At 49.8% G+C, this 18,124-nt stretch carries 13 protein-coding genes; 9 read left to right on the top strand and 4 right to left on the bottom strand.

Annotation, left to right across the window (positions count from 1 at the left end; all coding sequences use genetic code 11):
* Positions 1–240 precede the first annotated feature (240 nt).
* Positions 241–657, top strand: a complete 417-nt coding sequence (hpaR, locus tag EC843_RS00350; protein WP_064547212.1) for a homoprotocatechuate degradation operon regulator HpaR — start codon at positions 241–243, stop codon at positions 655–657.
* Positions 658–875: 218 nt separating this feature from the next.
* Here the strand turns inward: hpaR and pntB are convergent, their stop codons facing one another.
* Both pntB and pntA read right to left on the bottom strand, forming a co-directional pair.
* Positions 876–2,264 carry a Re/Si-specific NAD(P)(+) transhydrogenase subunit beta gene (gene pntB / locus EC843_RS00345; RefSeq protein ID WP_064547214.1) on the bottom strand — a complete coding sequence of 463 codons (1,389 nt, stop codon included), beginning with the start codon at positions 2,262–2,264 and terminating at the stop codon, positions 876–878.
* A 10-nt stretch (positions 2,265–2,274) separates the two neighbouring features.
* On the bottom strand, positions 2,275–3,801 hold the full coding sequence (gene pntA / locus EC843_RS00340; protein ID WP_064547215.1) for a Re/Si-specific NAD(P)(+) transhydrogenase subunit alpha: 1,527 nt from the start codon (positions 3,799–3,801) through the stop codon (positions 2,275–2,277).
* Positions 3,802–4,355: 554 nt separating this feature from the next.
* Here pntA and ydgH point away from each other — a divergent pair.
* The 7 genes from ydgH to tus all read left to right on the top strand — a co-directional run bounded on the left by ydgH (position 4,356) and on the right by tus (position 13,525).
* Positions 4,356–5,300 carry a DUF1471 family protein YdgH gene (gene ydgH / locus EC843_RS00335; RefSeq protein ID WP_064547216.1) on the top strand — a complete coding sequence of 315 codons (945 nt, stop codon included), beginning with the start codon at positions 4,356–4,358 and terminating at the stop codon, positions 5,298–5,300.
* A gap of 193 nt (positions 5,301–5,493) precedes the next feature.
* Complete coding sequence (locus EC843_RS00330; protein ID WP_121813337.1) at positions 5,494–6,876, top strand: amino acid permease; 1,383 nt, start codon at positions 5,494–5,496, stop codon at positions 6,874–6,876.
* A 17-nt stretch (positions 6,877–6,893) separates the two neighbouring features.
* On the top strand, positions 6,894–7,619 hold the full coding sequence (folM, locus tag EC843_RS00325; RefSeq protein ID WP_133521352.1) for a dihydromonapterin reductase: 726 nt from the start codon (positions 6,894–6,896) through the stop codon (positions 7,617–7,619).
* A gap of 74 nt (positions 7,620–7,693) precedes the next feature.
* Entirely contained in the window at positions 7,694–8,422 is a 729-nt protein-coding gene (gene rstA, locus EC843_RS00320; RefSeq protein ID WP_064547223.1) for a two-component system response regulator RstA, read from the top strand.
* Between the two features lie 331 nt (positions 8,423–8,753).
* Complete coding sequence (locus tag EC843_RS00315; protein ID WP_064547225.1) at positions 8,754–10,856, top strand: EAL domain-containing protein; 2,103 nt, start codon at positions 8,754–8,756, stop codon at positions 10,854–10,856.
* A gap of 176 nt (positions 10,857–11,032) precedes the next feature.
* Entirely contained in the window at positions 11,033–12,322 is a 1,290-nt protein-coding gene (rstB, locus tag EC843_RS00310; RefSeq protein WP_064547226.1) for a two-component system sensor histidine kinase RstB, read from the top strand.
* Between the two features lie 273 nt (positions 12,323–12,595).
* On the top strand, positions 12,596–13,525 hold the full coding sequence (tus, locus tag EC843_RS00305; protein ID WP_133521351.1) for a DNA replication terminus site-binding protein: 930 nt from the start codon (positions 12,596–12,598) through the stop codon (positions 13,523–13,525).
* A gap of 17 nt (positions 13,526–13,542) precedes the next feature.
* On the opposite strand, the gene fumC is transcribed toward tus, so the two are convergent.
* Positions 13,543–14,940: a class II fumarate hydratase gene (gene fumC / locus EC843_RS00300; protein WP_121813333.1), complete on the bottom strand. Its 1,398-nt coding sequence runs from the start codon at positions 14,938–14,940 to the stop codon at positions 13,543–13,545.
* Positions 14,941–14,991: 51 nt separating this feature from the next.
* Positions 14,992–16,638 carry a class I fumarate hydratase FumA gene (gene fumA, locus EC843_RS00295; protein ID WP_064547229.1) on the bottom strand — a complete coding sequence of 549 codons (1,647 nt, stop codon included), beginning with the start codon at positions 16,636–16,638 and terminating at the stop codon, positions 14,992–14,994.
* 208 nt (positions 16,639–16,846) lie between these two features.
* On the opposite strand from fumA, the gene manA reads away from it, so the two are divergent.
* Positions 16,847–18,019, top strand: a complete 1,173-nt coding sequence (gene manA / locus EC843_RS00290; protein ID WP_064547231.1) for a mannose-6-phosphate isomerase — start codon at positions 16,847–16,849, stop codon at positions 18,017–18,019.
* The last annotated feature ends 105 nt before the right edge of the window (positions 18,020–18,124 follow it).

The following is an 18,124-nucleotide window of genomic DNA, read 5'->3' as shown; positions in this document are numbered from 1 at the left end:
CATTTCATTAATATATTAACAATATGTTTTATTCCCCCATTATGCATTTAGCAAGCGAGAGTTAATTTTTTGTGATTTGATTAACAATAAATTTACATTATTTAAATTAAGTTGTTATTTATCAGATAATTATTAATTTTTTATAAAACTTACCGTTATTTCACAGGAAAATAAGCTGTCGATAAAAGCAACATTATTATATTATTCACATATTAATGAGTTCAGACACCAGGAGGCATGATGCAGGTTTCTTTAACCATCGCCTTGATGCAGGCGCGAGAAGTGGCAATGGGCTACTTTCGCCCGATTATTAAGCAGCACAATTTAACGGAGCAGCAGTGGCGGATTATTCGTGTGCTGGCTGACAACCCTTCCATGGATTTTCATGATCTGGCGTTCAGTACTTGTATCCTTCGCCCCAGCCTGACGGGTATTTTGACGCGTATGGAACGCGATGGTCTGGTGCTGCGGTTAAAACCGGTTAACGACCAGCGTAAGTTGTACATCTCACTGACCAAAGAGGGAAATGCGCTGTATGCCCGCGCGCAGGCGCAAGTTGAAGAGGCCTATAAGCAGATTGAAATTCAGTTTACGCCGGAGAAAATGCAACAGCTGACGGCGCTGCTACAAGAGCTTATTGCTCTGGGCGAACCATAAAAAAACCGCCCCGAAAGGCGGTTTTCAGACTGATGACAAACCTCTTCCCAGGTCGGATAAGCGCAGCGTCATCCGACATTTTTATCTGCAACAACAGGCGCAAATGGTGGATGGCGCTATCGCTTATCCCCCCTACAACACCTGATTAGTGACCTTTACCAGCAATCTAAAAACCGCCCCGAAAGGCGGTTTTGCTGAGCATCTCAATTACTTAAAAACTAGAGTGCTTTCAAAATTGCTTCAACGGTGGCTTTCGCGTCACCGAACAGCATGTGGGTATTATCTTTAAAGAACAGTGGGTTTTGCACCCCTGCGTAACCGGTGTTCATCGAGCGTTTGAAGACGATAACGTTCTGCGCCTTCCACACTTCCAGCACTGGCATGCCCGCGATTGGGCTGCGTGGATCTTCAAGTGCTGCCGGGTTCACCGTGTCGTTCGCGCCGATAACCAAAACGGTGTCGGTGTCGGTGAAATCATCGTTGATTTCGTCCATTTCCAGAACCACATCATACGGTACGCGGGCTTCAGCCAGCAGAACGTTCATGTGGCCTGGCAAACGCCCAGCAACCGGGTGAATACCAAAGCGAACTTTGATGCCACGAGCGCGCAGTTTTTCAGTGATTTCAGCCACCGGGTATTGCGCCTGAGCCACCGCCATACCATAGCCTGGGGTGATGATCACTGACGTTGAGTTTTTCAACATGTCAGCCGTGTCTTCTGCCGTGATTTCACGGTGTTCGCCCACTTCTTCGCCTTCACCGGTGGAGGAACCGTCAGTACCGAAGCCGCCAGCGATGACGCTGATAAAGGAACGGTTCATCGCCTTACACATGATGTAAGACAGAATCGCACCCGAAGAACCCACCAGCGCGCCCGTCACGATCAGCAGATCGTTGCTGAGCATAAAGCCTGCCGCCGCCGCCGCCCAACCGGAGTAGGAGTTCAGCATGGAAACCACAACTGGCATATCTGCGCCACCAATGGACGCCACCAGGTGCCAGCCAATAACCAGCGCAATGATAGTCATGACCAACAGCGCCAGCACTTGCAGGCCAACGCTTTCGGTACGCACGAAGATAATCAACATCGCGAAGGAAACGACCAGCGCAGCCAGGTTCAGTTTATGACGGTTTGGCAGCATCAGCGGTTTAGAGGAGATTTTGCCGCGCAGTTTACCAAACGCCACGATGGAACCTGTGAAGGTCACCGCACCAATGAAGATACCGAGGAACACTTCCGTTAAATGGATGTTTTCCATCACTGGCTCAAGACCTGGCGCGTGATCAAGGTAGCTATTGAAGCCAACCAGAACCGCAGCCAGACCTACGAAGCTGTGCAGAATCGCCACCAGCTCCGGCATTTCGGTCATTTCTACTTTTTTGGCAAGGTGAATACCAATGGCACCACCAATCACCATAGCCACGATAATCCACACGACGTTGCCGGTTTCAGGCCCAAAGATGGTTGCGACCAGCGCAATGGCCATACCTGCCATACCGAACAAGTTGCCTTGTTTTGAAGTTTCGTGTTTTGACAGCCCCGCCAGGCTGAAAATAAACAGAATCGCGGCAACAATGTATGCTGCTGTAACTAATCCACCAGACATGTGTTACCCCTTAGTTCTTCCGGAACATTTTCAGCATGCGCTGAGTGACGGTGAATCCACCAAAAATATTGATACTGGCAATCAGCACCGCAATAAAGCTCAGGAAGCTAACCCAGCCACCATGACCAATTTGCAGCACAGCGCCGACCACGATAATCCCTGAAATGGCATTCGTTACCGACATCAAAGGTGTGTGCAGTGCGTGCGAAACGTTCCACACCACGTAATAACCGACCACGCACGACAACGCGAATACGGTGAAGTGACTGAGGAACTCTTTCGGTGCGACGTCTGCAAGCCAGCCGAACAAAATGATCGCCAGTGCCATAAACGCATATTTGCGCCACGGTGATGCAGGCTTCTTCTCTTCAACCGGTGCAGCAGGTTTTGCGGCAGCCTGCGGCTGTGCAGAAACCTGAATTGGCGGTGCCGGCCAGGTGACTTCGCCATCGCGAATCACTGTCACACCACGAACGACCACATCTTCGAAATCAACCACGGTATTGCCATCTTTCTCTTTGCAGAGCAGTTTGAGCAAGTTAACCAGGTTAGTCCCGTAAAGCTGAGAGGATTGTGTTGGCAGACGTCCTGGTAAATCGGTATAGCCAATCACTTTTACGCCGTTTGGTGTGACGGTGACTTTATCCGCCACGGTGTATTCGCAGTTACCGCCGTTTTGTGCTGCCAAATCGACAATCACGCTACCCGGCTGCATGGAATCAACCATTTCACGAGTGATGAGTTTTGGAGCCGGTTTGCCAGGGATCAGCGCGGTGGTGACAATAATGTCGACTTCTTTAGCTTGCGCGGCGAACAGCGCCATTTCGGCTTTAATGAAGGCTTCGGACATGACTTTGGCGTAGCCGTCACCGCTACCTGCTTCTTCTTTAAAGTCCAGCTCAAGGAACTCAGCGCCCATACTTTGCACTTGTTCTTTGACTTCCGGGCGGGTGTCGAATGCACGGACAATAGCACCCAGGCTGTTTGCCGCGCCAATCGCCGCAAGACCTGCCACACCGGCACCGATAACCATCACCTTAGCCGGTGGAACTTTGCCCGCAGCAGTAATTTGCCCGGTAAAGAAACGGCCAAATTCATGAGCAGCTTCGACGATGGCACGATAACCCGCGATGTTTGCCATGGAGCTCAGGGCATCAAGGGATTGCGCACGAGAAATACGCGGCACGGAATCCATCGCCATCACGGTGACGTTTTTTGCGGCCAGTTTTTCGAGTAATTCAGGATTTTGTGCAGGCCAGATAAAACTCACCAGCGTAGAACCTGCACGCAGTAGTTCGATTTCGCTGTCCTGTGGTGCATTCACCTTCAGAATAACGTCAGACTGCCAGACATCAGCGGTATCTGAAATGGTCGCGCCAGCCTTTACAAACGCTTCGTCATCGAAGCTTGCCAGCTTACCTGCGCCACTCTCAACGGTGACGGTGAAACCCAGCTTCAGCAATTGCTCCACTGTTTTTGGCGTGGCTGCCACTCGGGATTCTCCCGCCCACCGCTCTCTTGGTACCCCAATACGCATAGTATTCCCTTCCATCTGATTTTTTGTTGATGGTTTGTCAGACATTGCCTTGGCAATCCAGACACGTTGCCTGTTTAGAACACAAGGCAATCGTCATTTCCGTTACCGATTCAATAAAAATACATCTGTAACAAACTTTTTATAACCTACTGAAAATAACGCCTGTGATCTAGATCAGGATCTCAGTATTTGTATCATTATCGTAAAAGATTAGCGTTGAGCCTTTCAGACAGCTCTTTTTGACTGACTTTAATCTGTGAGACCTGATAATCCGCTTAAACTTAGCCTCAATTCACGATTCTGAGCCATCGCAAATTGCACATTTAACATTACATTAACTAATTAAGTTGTAAGCTTTACCGCTTTTACTGGTCAAAGGACTCTTTTATTAACATATAAATATTCGTTATGGAAAATATCTGTAATCCGCGTTTGAAGAGTGAAAAATGCCGCAGACAGTTGCAGTGTTTCAATGCCATAATCGGCGGTTAGCAGGTAACCCTCAGAGAATGCGGTATTTGTATTCATTTTGCGCAAGGCGAAGGATTATTTTTATGAAGCTCAAGACCACTCTTCTGGCGTCAGCACTGATATCTCTTACTACGCTGTCCGCTCAGGCAGCAAAAGAGCTGACACCCGATCAAGCTGCTGCTCTTAAACCTTTTGATCGCATTACCATCACTGGCCGCTTTAACTCTATTGGCGAAGCAGTGAAATCTGTTTCTCGTCGTGCGGATAATATGGGTGCGGCATCTTTCTACGTGTTGGACACTAACGATACTGGCAGCAGCGGTAACTGGCGTGTAGTCGCAGATGTGTATCATGCAGATGCCCCTGAAGCTGAGAAAACGACTAATCGCGTGATTAATGGCGTGACGGAATTACCGAAAGATCAAGCCTATCTTCTTGAGCCATTCGATACCGTGACCATCCAGGGTTTTTATCGCAGTCAGCCTGAAGTTAACGATGCGATAACCAAAGTGGCTAAACAAAAAGGTGCGGATTCGTTCTACATCGTTCGTCAAATCGACGCAAACTCCGGTGGCAACCAGCGTATTACCGCTTATATCTATAAAAAAGATGCCAAGAAACGTGTGGTGCAAAGTTCTGATGTGATCCCTGCTGATTCCGAAGCAGGTAAAGCCGCCCTGGCAGCCGGTGGTGCCGCCGCTGCCGCTGTTGAGATCCCGGGTGTCGCCAGTTCCAGTACCCCAAGTGCTGATGTTGGCCGTTTCTTTGAAACGCAAACCACACAAGGTGGCCGTTACACCGTAACGCTCCCTGACGGTACAAAAATCCAGGAAGTGAACAAAGTCACCGCCGCACAAATGGTTCCATTTGATAGCGTGAAGTTCACCGGCCACTACAGCAGCAGCACTGAAGTTTCTTATCAGGTTGCTAAACGTGCTGCGAAGAAAGGCGCCAAGTACTACCACATTACCCGTCAATGGGAAGAACGTGGTGGTAACTTGACTATCAGCGCGGATTTGTACAAGTAAGATATCCCCCCGCTAAAAATTCTAAAAAGGGCCGTGAGTGCCCTTTTTTTATTTCCCCGATGATTTTGTGGCTCATGCCATTGCAAGCAGCTCGTACTCTCCGTAAAATCCCGCGCCTTAGCGTTACCCACCATTTTTATGCACAAAAGCATAATAATTATTCTGGCTCTAATTGGAAAATTACAGGACTGCAATGGAAAAGAAGCTTGGCCTCGCTGCATTAACGGCATTGGTTTTGAGTTCAATGCTCGGTGCTGGTGTTTTTAGCCTGCCGCAAAATATGGCGAGTGTGGCTAGCCCGGCAGCTTTGCTGATCGGTTGGGCCATCACGGGTGCTGGTATTTTACTGCTGGCACTGGCAATGCTGGTGTTGACCCGTTTGCGTCCGGATCTCGATGGCGGGATTTTTACTTATGCACGTGAAGGCTTTGGCGAGCTGATTGGTTTCTTTTCTGCCTGGGGTTACTGGCTTTGTGCCGTCATCGCCAACGTTTCATATTTGGTTATCGTTTTCTCGGCGTTAAGTTTCTTCACCGATACGCCAGAATTACGCCTGTTTGGTGATGGTAATACGTGGCAATCGATTGTTGGTGCATCTGTCTTGCTGTGGATGGTGCATTTCCTGGTTCTGCGTGGCGTACAAACCGCAGCCAGCATCAATCTGGTCGCCACATTGGCAAAATTGATACCGCTGGGTTTGTTTGTGGTGCTGGCGGCGATAGCCTTTAAACTCTCCACTTTTAGCCTTGATTTCAGCGGGATTGCGCTGGGTGTTCCGGTTTGGGAACAGGTCAAAAACACCATGCTTATTACCTTGTGGGTATTTATTGGTGTGGAAGGTGCCGTGGTGGTTTCCGCTCGAGCGCGTAATAAAAATGACGTTGGTCGCGCCACATTGTTAGCGGTAGTTGCCGCATTATGCGTTTACCTGCTGGTAACGTTGCTTTCTCTGGGTGTGATTGCACGTCCGGAACTTGCTGGCATGCGCAACCCGTCGATGGCAGGCTTGATGGTCGAAATGATGGGGCCATGGGGTGAAATTATTATCGCCGCAGGGCTGATTGTTTCGGTATGCGGCGCTTATCTTAGCTGGACGATAATGGCGGCTGAAGTCCCGTTCCTCGCTGCAACGCACAAAGCATTCCCGAAAATTTTTGCCCGTCAGAACAAAAATAACGCGCCATCCGCATCCCTGTGGCTGACCAACATCAGCGTGCAAATTTGCCTGGTGTTGATTTGGTTGACCGGGTCGGATTACAACACCCTTTTAACCATCGCTTCAGAAATGATTCTGGTACCCTATTTCCTGGTTGGCGCCTTTTTGCTGAAAATCTCAACCCGACCGCTGCATAAGGCGATTGGCCTGGGAGCCTGTATTTATGGCTTATGGTTACTTTATGCGTCAGGCCCGATGCACCTGCTGCTTTCAGTGGTATTGTATGCGCCGGGTTTATTAGTCTTTATGTACACTCGCAGCACCCATACGCATGATATTGGGCTGAATCTCAAAGAAAAATCGGTAATTATCTTGATGCTGGTAGCGGCGTTTCCGGCGACATGGGTACTGGTGAAGTAACTAATAAGGAGTCGTCGATGGGGATTACATCATCTGCTCGTCCTGTTTTGATTACCGGTGCCGGTAAACGAATTGGCCTGGCATTAGCACGACACTTTTTGGCTCAGCAACAACCCGTAATCATCAGCTACCGCACGCGTTATGCTGCGGTAGATGAGCTTGAACAAGCTGGAGCGGTTTGTTTGTACGGGGACTTTTCGAGCAATGACGGCATTACGCAGTTTGCTGATGCCGTGAAGCAGCATTGCGCTGGCTTGCGCGCCATTGTGCATAACGCCAGTGCCTGGCTTGCCGAGTCGCCCGATTTATCTCCCGCCGCGACTCTGGCAGCGATGCTGCAAATTCACGTCAATACGCCCTATTTACTCAATCATCTTCTTGAACCTTTACTGCGCGGGCATGGTCATGCCAGTGCCGACATTATTCATTTCACCGATTATGTCGTCGAACGCGGGAGCGACAAGCATATCGCCTATGCCGCCAGTAAAGCCGCGCTGGATAATCTGACGCGTTCTTTTGCCCGTAAGCTGGCACCTGAGGTGAAGGTGAATGCCATTGCACCGGCAATGATTATGTTCAACGACCATGACGATGCGCAGTACCGTCAAGAGGCGCTCAACAAATCACTGATGAAAATCGCCCCTGGCGAGCAGGAAATAATTGCTTTGGTCGATTATCTGCTCCGCAGCCAATACGTCACTGGCCGGACACATGCCGTTGATGGCGGCCGCCCGCTTCGATAAATCCGTTTACCCGTCATATATGGTTTTGCCCCCAGAACCAGGGTATGTTTTCCTTTTGATTTGATGCGCTGGCCATGAATAAAATCGTATACGTAGAAGACGATCCAGAAGTAGGAGCGTTAATTGCCGCTTACCTCGGCAAACATGACATTGACGTTATTGTCGAAAGCCGTGGCGATCGCGCCGAAGCGACGATTGCGCAGCAGTGCCCGGACCTTGTCCTGCTGGATGTGATGCTACCAGGCAAAGACGGCATGACGTTATGCCGTGATTTACGCCCGCAATGGGATGGCCCGATTGTGTTGCTCACCTCACTCGACAGCGATATGAACCATATATTGTCGCTCGAAATGGGTGCCAACGATTATATTCTTAAAACTACTCCGCCAGCCGTTCTGTTAGCGCGTCTGCGCCTTCATCTGCGCCAGCGCGTTTCAGCACAGCAAACCGTCGAAAGTAGCTCTAATGCGCTTAAACCTCACAAAGCGATGCGCTTTGGCACGTTGTGTATTGACCCGGTAAACCGCCAGGTGACGCTGGGTAGCGAAAATATCACGCTCTCAACGGCTGATTTCGATTTGCTATGGGAACTGGCTACCCACGCGGGACAAATCATGGACCGCGATGCCTTGCTGAAAAACCTGCGTGGCGTGACTTATGACGGCTTAGATCGCAGCGTTGATGTCGCCATTTCCCGCTTGAGAAAGAAACTCTACGATAGCGCCACGGAACCCTTCAGAATAAAAACCGTACGCAATAAAGGTTATTTATTTGCCCCGCATGCGTGGGAAAGCGAAGCCTGACAGTTTTATACCCGTTATAGTGCGAGCCACCTGATTTGATGATGAGTTAAATTCAGGTGGCCAAATTTAATACTCGCTCGCATAGAAATAATAACCTCAGTTATGATAGATTCCCTCTGAATTTGTTTTATTCAAGACAAAACACGTTTTTTAAAATAAATTAGCGAGAATAACTTTAGCGCATGTGTTTATTTTTGGATATAACCAGCACCATTAATTGTAGAAATATGACTATATTTTTCGATGGCATAAACATAAAAAATCTGATTCATCGCCCTCGATCGTCCATGTAAAAAAACTATTAATAGCCATCATTGCTTTAGGTGATTTTGTGATAAAAGAGTGGCTTCACAACAACCTGCTATGCCGTTTAAATAATAGCCAAATTAAGTTATTAAATAATCGCTATGCCAATGCCATTATCGCCAGCACGATGGCGATAGTTCCTCTTTCGATTGTTCGCGGGCTGGTGATTACCGCTTCCGTAATTTGTGACACTGCAGGCTTCAACAATGCCGCGGTGTGGTTCATGCAGTTGCAGATCGGTTTCCTGTCTCTGGCACCGCTGGTGATGAACATCTATATCGCGGTGCACTGGGCAGTGAGAAACCGGCTTTCACAAATTTATTGTATCGCGCTCAGTATCAGCACCCTGATGATCTTCCGCCGTATACTTGATGACAATGCCCAGTTTTTCCTCGACATCAGTATTCCCATGGCTCTGGCATCCGGAATTATCGGTAATGTATTACAAGAAGTCGTCAGTAAAAACCTGCTAAAAATTCGGCAATGGAAAGATAACAATAATATTACGATTATCTCCTTTTTTGTCACATTGGGAATTATCGCCCTGTTCAGCAGCGTAATAAAATTAGGTGCTGAAATCTATGTCACGAATACGATGAATTTCTTCAGCAGTTTGTCGCTGTATTTTTATCCGACAGATTTTCTACACGGTATTTTGTATGTACTGTTACGCAGTGTGCCATGGTTCTTTGGCCTGCATGGTTATTATCTATTTATGGACATTGATGTCGCATTTACTGCCGCGGCTAAAGTCAATATCAGTGAATGGCATGCCGGACATAGCGCACTCAATATTCTCAGCCCGGTGTTTTATGATATGTGGTGTAATTCTGGTGGTACCGGAAATACGCTAAGCCTGATTATCTGCATTTTGATGCAGAAAAAAAACCAGCACCGTCGCTTGCTGAGCGTTGCCGCTCCGATGGCATTGTTTAACATCAATGAACCGCTGATTTTTGGCTTCCCGATTGTCCTCAACCCAGTGATGATCATTCCGTTCGTCCTGACACCGTTATCCGCCTATCTGGTGGCCTATGGCGCGACGTATATGGAACTCATTCCACGGATTTCAGAAATCGTCAGTTGGTCAACACCTGGGCCGCTAAAAGTGTGGCTAGCCAGCGGCCACTCGCCGGTTGCGGTGCTGCTTTATCTGCTGTTGCTTGCTCTTGGCGTGATCATTTATCGCCCTTTCGTCAAAAGCTCATTAAAACAATCCACTGCTGATAATACCGATCTCGATTTACTGACTGGCGAGATGAAAATCAACCAACCGACTGATTTTGAAATGGTGCCCAATTACAGCCATGTGGTTGAGCAAAATAGCTATATCGAAGCCCAGCGGAAAATTGAGAAATTGCAAACCAGCGGTCAGTTCATCCTCTATTTCCAGCCACAGGTTCGTCTTACAGACCGGAAAATCGTCGCCCTTGAAGTGTTGCTCCGCCACCAGAGCGATGACGGCAAGATTACCCCTCCCGTTTTCCTGAAATACTATGAGCGCACCGGCATGATGCCGGAGATTGATTTCTGGGTCATGGAGCACGCGCTGGATTACGTTCGCGAACATATGTCTGATGCCGAAAACATGACGCTCTCGGTCAATATTTCACCGCAGACGCTGATCGACTACCGGCTGCTCAATATCGTCCGTAAAGTGATGGCTAAACCGCTACCCACTGGATGGCAACTGGAATTCGAAATTACCGAGTCGCAAAAGGTGCAGGAACCGGTACGCGTTGCCGAAGTACTGGATAAAATGCGCAGACTGGGAATCAAAATTGCCCTCGATGACTTTGGCTCAGGATATTCCACACTGCATTATCTGACCCGCTATCCGCTGGATAAAATTAAGCTGGATCGCTCCATGGTGCTGGGTTTAGCCAAGCCAGATGGATTTTGCTTCCTGCAACAAGTCGTGAAATTATGCACAGTTATTCAGTGTGAAATCCTGATTGAAGGCGTTGAAACAGCGCAAGAGTTGGAGCAAGTGCAAGAAGCAGGAATCGAACTGTGTCAGGGGTTTTTATTCCACCGCCCTTTACCAGGCAATGCCGTTTGCCAGTTGCTGGCAGAACAGCACAAACCGATGAGCCCCACCCACCAATCGGTTGCCGCCACGGTGTAATTCAGACATTTCCCCTGAGTTTACATGCCAGATTAGATGCCGGATATTGTCAGCAGAGGCAAACCCTGCTTACATAGCCAGCCAGATGGGGCAAGAACACGCCGTCCCGCTTGTCCTCGTCGCACTCCTGCCTGACAGGAAGCAGCTCTCATAATCTGATAAACCGGTGATTTTCGTTGAAAAAGCTATTTATTCAGTTCTATCTCTTACTGTTCGTCTGCTTCCTGGTGATGACCATGCTGGTTGGCCTGGTGTACAAATTCACTGCCGAACGGGCCGGCCGCCAGTCGCTTGATGATTTAATGAAAAGCTCGCTGTACTTGATGCGTAGCGAGTTACGCGAAATCCCGCCGCGTGACTGGAACAAAACCATTAAAGATCTCGACCTCAACTTGTCCTTTAAACTGCACATCGAGCCGCTTGAAAAATTCAAGCTTGATGACATGACGATGCGCCACCTGCGTGCCGGTGAAATCGTCGCTCTCGACGATGAATACACTTTTATTCAGCGTATTCCTCGCAGCCATTACGTTCTGGCCGTCGGCCCTATTCCTTATCTCTTTTTCTTGCACCAGATGCGTCTGCTGGACGTCGCGCTCATGGCGTTTATTGCCATTTCCCTCGCCTTCCCGGTGTTTATCTGGATGCGCCCGCACTGGAAGGACATGCTCAAACTGGAAACCGCCGCGCAGCGGTTAGGTGCCGGGTATCTTGATGAGCGTATTCATTTCGACAGCGCTTCCAGTTTCGAGAGATTAGGTGTCGCATTTAACCAAATGGCTGACAGTATCAACGCCCAAATTGCCAGTAAGAAAATGTTGATTGACGGGATTGCCCATGAGCTGCGCACGCCGCTGGTGCGTTTGCGTTATCGCCTTGAGATGAGTGACAACCTGACGCAAGCAGAGTCACTGGCGCTGAACCGTGATATTGGCCAACTCGAAGCACTGATTGAAGAACTTCTCACTTACGCACGCCTCGACCGCCCGCAAACGGAGCTGCAACTGGCAAGCGTGGATGTCCCCCGCTGGCTTGATGAACATATTGCCGATGTCAGAATCATTCATCCGCAGCTCACTATTTTGCTGGATACGCCAGCCGCCGGTGATTTTGGCCTGATAGACCTGCGCCTGATGGAGCGCGTGACCGATAATCTGGTCAACAACGCGCTGCGTTACAGCAAAGAGAAACTGCGCATCAGCCTGTGGCTCGATAACAAAACCGCAATTTTGCAAGTCGAAGACGATGGCCCCGGCATTCCAGCCGAAGAACGCGAGCGAGTATTTGAACCATTCGTGCGCCTCGACCCTAGCCGCGACCGTGCCACGGGCGGATGTGGATTAGGGCTGGCAATCGTGCACTCCGTTGCCACGGCGATGGAAGGATCGGTGGTGGTGGATAGCGGTGCTCTGGGTGGTGCTCGCTTCCGCTTTAGCTGGCCGATAAAAACCGAATCAGACTGCTGACAAAGGTCACTAAACAGGCGAAAATGGTGGATAAGCGATAGCGTCATCCACCATTTTCGCCTGTTGTTACAGATAAAAGTGTCGGATGGCGCTGCGTTTATCCGACCTGTGAAAAAGGTTTGTCATCAGTCTCAATCCCCTCTGCCATTAGCTTCAATGACGCCACCCTGCTAAAAATCCATTGTCACCTGCCTGACCATCACCACACCGATGGTCAGGTTCATCTCCCTATGCTATAAATCAATTAGTATGTTGTAACTAATGGATGGCGAAATGGCTAAATATGATTTGATTGAACGCCTGAACAATACCTTTCGTGAGATCGAGCGCGACCTGCATCAATTACGTGAACATCTCGAGAGTTATCGATTATTGGTTGGCCGTGTTTTCCCGCTCCCTACGGTAGATAAAGGGAAAGAGCACGATGCGGTGACCAAAATTGAGGTCACGCAACTACTCGGTAAAACCGCGCACCAGGCCACCCTTTCCCACTTTACTCGCCTGTTTATCCAGCAGCAGTCGGAAAAAACCAGCAGTAAGGCCGCTGTGCGCCTACCGGGTGCGGTTTGTTATCAGGTAAACGAGCAGGATCGCGAGCAAACACGAGAACTGATTCAGCGAATTAATCAGCACAAACAAGAGTTTGAAAATATTGTCAGTGTGGAATCAGGTTTAGCCAGCGTGCAGCGTTTTGAGTGGGTACACCGCCAACTGCCAGGACTGATTACGCTCAACGCCTATCGCACCATCACGCTGTTGGAAAACCCGGACACGCTCAATTTTGGCTGGGCGAATAAGCAAATCATCAAAAACTATTCCCGGCGTGAGGTGATCGAGATACTGGAGAAGAGCCTGAAAGCGAATCGCGCTGTGCCGCCGTATACCCGCGAACAATGGGCCGAACAAATTACCCGCGAGCTCAATGACATCAGTCGCCTGTCGGATAACGTGCGCCTGAAAATTAAACGTCCCGTCAAGGTGCAGCCTGTGGCTCGCGCATGGTATCAGGCACGCAAAAAACAGGTGCAACATGCCTGCCCTTCACCGCTGATTGTATTGTGCAATTCTGACAATGGCGAAATGCCGCCTGAAATCGGGGAGTTACTCAATTATGATGCGCAGAATATCCGCCATCGTTATAAGCCGGATGCGCAACCGTTACGGCTGGTGATCCCGCGCCTGCATCTGTATTGCGAAGAGTGAGGCAGGCGCAGTAAAGCTTACTGTTTCATACTGCCGACCATCTCTTCCGGACGCACCCAGGCGTCAAATTCGTCTTCGCTGAGATAACCGAGCTTTAACGCTGATGCCTTCAGTGTCAGCCCTTCTTTATGGGCTTTCTTGGCAATTTCCGCCGCTTTGTCGTAGCCGATGTGTGTATTGAGCGCCGTCACCAGCATCAGCGATTCATTCAGCAATTGGGCGATTCGGTCACGGTTCGGCTCGATGCCTACCGCGCAATGCTCGTTAAAACTTTCCATGCCATCGGCCAACAAACGCACCGATTGCAAGAAGTTGTGAATCACCATCGGGCGGTAGACGTTAAGCTCAAAATTGCCCGATGCGCCGCCGATATTCACAGCCACATCGTTGCCCATCACCTGGCAACACAGCATCGTCATCGCTTCGCACTGCGTTGGGTTAACTTTGCCTGGCATAATTGAACTGCCCGGTTCGTTCTCAGGAATCGCGATTTCACCAATCCCGCAGCGCGGCCCAGAGGACAACCAACGCACGTCGTTGGCAATTTTCATCAGTGACGCCGCCAGCCCTTTTAATGCGCCATGGGCATGCACCAGCGCATCGCAGGTTGCCAGCGCTTCGAATTTATTCGGCGCGGTGATAAACGGTTGCCCGGTAATTTCAGCCAGTTCTTTGGCTACGCGAACGGCATATTCAGGGTGCGTATTCAGCCCGGTTCCCACTGCTGTCCCACCCAGCGCCAGCTCCGCAACATGCGGCAAGCTGTTCTCGACATGCTTAAGATTGTGCTCAAGCATCGCTACCCAGCCGGAAATCTCCTGGCCGAGGGTTAACGGTGTGGCATCTTGTAAATGGGTACGGCCAATTTTGACGATGTCGCGGAAGGCTTCGGCTTTGCTGTGCAACGTTGCTTTCAGCACGTTCAATTGCGGGATAAGTTGTTCGCGCAGCGCAATCACCGCCGCAACGTGCATAGCCGTTGGGAAAACGTCGTTCGAACTTTGGCTTTTATTCACGTCGTCGTTGGGGTGAACTTTACGCTCCATGCCGCGTACACCACCGAGAATTTCACTCGCGCGGTTTGCCAGCACTTCGTTCATATTCATGTTGCTCTGGGTACCAGAGCCGGTTTGCCAGATGGCTAACGGGAATTCATCCGGGTGTTTACCTGCCAGTACTTCATCAGCCGCGTTGATGATGGCGTTGCCGCGCTCAGCCACCAACAGGCCCAAATCCATATTCACCTTCGCGGCTGCCCGCTTGGTTAATGCCAGCGCCTGGATCAGTGCAGTTGGCATTTTTTCAGTGGAAATGCGGAAGTGCTCAAGAGAGCGCTGAGTTTGTGCGCCCCACAGTTTATCTGCCGGGACGTCAATTGGGCCCATTGAGTCTTTTTCACTACGAACGGCTACCATTTCATTCTCCTTTGAGCAAAAAAAACCGCCCTTATGGGCGGCTTGAGTGGTCTACTTCACGCATCGCGTACATTGCGAAGCGTGTATTTTCTGGAAGAAGTCATTGCCCTTGTCATCGACCAGAATAAAGGCTGGGAAGTCTTCGACTTCGATTTTCCAGATAGCTTCCATCCCCAGCTCAGCATACTCAACGCAGTCGAGGCTCTTGATGCTTTGCTGCGCCAGAACCGCTGCCGGGCCGCCGATACTGCCAAGATAGAAACCACCGTGTTTATGGCAGGCATCCGTCACTTGTTGGCTACGGTTACCTTTCGCCAGCATCACCATGCTGCCGCCGTTGGCTTGCAATAGATCGACATAAGAGTCCATGCGCCCGGCGGTTGTCGGCCCGAGGGAACCCGACGCATAACCTTCTGGCGTTTTGGCAGGCCCCGCGTAATACACCGGATGATCTTTAATGTATTGCGGCAACCCTTCGCCGTTGTCGATACGCTCTTTGAGTTTAGCGTGGGCGATGTCACGCGCCACAATTATCGTGCCGCTTAAAGAAAGACGGGTAGAAACCGGGTATTGCGATAGCTGCTTGAGGATCTCGCTCATTGGGCGATTCAGGTCGACTTTAATCGCCTCGCCTTCCCCCGCCTGGCGCAGTTCTTGTGGAATGAACTTGCCAGGATTGTGCTCGAGTTTCTCGATCCAGATACCGTCACGGTTAATCTTGGCTTTAATGTTGCGGTCGGCGGAGCAAGAAACGCCCATCCCTACCGGGCATGATGCCCCGTGGCGCGGCAAACGCACAACGCGGATGTCATGCGCGAAATATTTGCCACCGAACTGCGCACCTAACCCCAGATTCTGCGCTTCTTTGAGCAACTCTTCTTCAAGCTGAACATCGCGGAAGGCCTGCCCGTGTTCGTTACCTTCGGTCGGCAGTCCGTCATAGTATTTGGTTGATGCTAGTTTGACTGTTTTCAGCGTGGCTTCAGCTGAAGTGCCACCAATCACAAACGCGACATGGTATGGCGGACACGCGGCAGTACCGAGGCTGCGCATTTTATCGACCAGGTAATCTTTCAGACGGCCAGGACTCAGCAGCGCCTTAGTTTCCTGATACAGATAGGTTTTGTTAGCTGAACCGCCACCTTTGGCGACACAGAGGAATTTGTATTCGTCACCATCGACAGTATAGAGATCGATTTGTGCTGGCAGGTTGGTGCCGGTGTTCACCTCCTGGTACATATCCAGCGCCGCGTTTTGCGAGTAGCGCAGGTTATCTTCAATAAAGGTGTTGTAGACGCCGCGAGACAGCGCTTCTTCATCGCCGCCACCTGTCCAGACACGTTGGCCTTTTTTACCCATGATTATCGCCGTACCGGTATCCTGGCAGGTCGGCAAGATACCTTTGGCGGCGATTTCAGAGTTACGCAGGAATTGCAGCGCGACGTACTTATCGTTTTCGCTGGCTTCAGGATCATTGAGGATATCGGCCACTTGCTGCTGATGGGCCGGGCGCAACATAAACGAGGCATCGTGGAAGGCGTGTTGGGTCAGTAACGTGAGGGCTTTGGGGTCAACTTTCAGGACTTCCTGCCCTTCGAACTCCGACACTGAAACATAATCACTGCTTAGCAAGTAGTATTCAGTTTCATCTTTTTTTAACGGGAACGGCTCTTGATAATGAAAGGCTTTGTTCGGCATTGTTCTCTCACTTACGACATTAGCTACGTTAACTATTTATGGCTTCGGGTACAGTAAACCTGCACCGTGTTAAAAATGAATCACAATATGCTACACAGTTTTTTAACAAAAACTGAGACTAATACGACTTTTTACTCCCCAGGTTACTTCATCACAGATAATTGGTTTAATAGCCGGAACTTTATCTACATTACTACAGGGCTTGATAATGCAAAAACTGATCAACTCAGTGCAAAACTACGCATGGGGAAGTAAAACTGCGTTAACGGAACTTTATAGTGTGCAAAATCCGCAAAATCTGCCAATGGCAGAACTGTGGATGGGTGCACACCCGAAAAGCAGCTCAAGAATTCTTGATAATGGTCAGGCGCGTTCACTGCGTGATGTGATTGATGCGAACAAACCCGCACTGCTGGGCAAGGCCGTTGCAGAGCGTTTTGGTGAGTTACCTTTCCTCTTTAAAGTGCTGTGTGCCGATCAACCGCTTTCCATCCAGGTGCATCCTAACAAGAAAGCATCTGAGTTAGGTTTTGCCAAAGAGAACGCGGCAGGCATCCCGTTAGATGCTGCTGAGCGTAACTACAAAGATCCAAACCATAAACCTGAACTGGTGTTTGCCTTAACGCCGTTCCTCGCCATGAACGCCTTCCGCGAATTTGCTGATATTGTCTCGCTTTTGCAGCCAGTTTCCGGTGCACATCCTGCCATCGCTCACTTCTTACAACAGCCTGATGCTGAATGTTTGTCACAGCTTTTCGCCAGCTTGCTGAATATGAAAGGTGATGAAAAGTCCCTTGCGTTGGGCGTATTGAAAGCCGCTCTTAATAATCAACAGGGTGAGCCATGGGAAACCATTCGGGTGATTTCTGAGTTCTACCCGGATGACAGTGGTTTGTTCTCACCATTGCTATTAAATGTCGTGAAATTGCAGCCAGGCGAAGCGATGTTCCTGTTTGCCGAAACCCCGCATGCCTACCTGAAGGGTGTGGCGCTGGAAGTGATGGCGAACTCCGATAACGTGCTGCGTGCCGGTCTGACGCCAAAATACATCGATATTCCTGAACTGGTCGCAAACGTGAAGTTTGAACCTAAACCGGCGGCAGAGTTGTTAACTCAGCCAGTGAAACTGGCAAACGAGCTGGACTTCCCTATTCCGGTTGATGACTTCGCGTTCTCTTTGCACGATCTCAGCGCGCAAAAGACCGAGCTTGCGCAAACCAGTGCGGCCATCGTTTTCTGTACCGAAGGCGAAGCAGTCTTGAGCAAGGACCAACAGCAACTGGTACTCAAACCTGGTGAGTCGGCGTTTATCTCCGCCGAAGAATCACCGGTTGCTATTAGCGGCGTTGGCCGTGTGGCTCGCGTCTATTCCAAAATCTGAGTTTGAAGTAACTTACTGATCTTTTAATTCAGGATTGCTAAGCTTCACAGGATAGATTTCTTAAATGCCGGTTGGCATTTCAATCGTCTGCTGGAGGACTACCAG

The organism is Buttiauxella sp. JUb87 (assembly GCF_004361975.1).
GTDB lineage: Bacteria > Pseudomonadota > Gammaproteobacteria > Enterobacterales > Enterobacteriaceae > Buttiauxella > Buttiauxella ferragutiae.
This window is presented reverse-complemented; position numbering and strand designations above follow the sequence as displayed.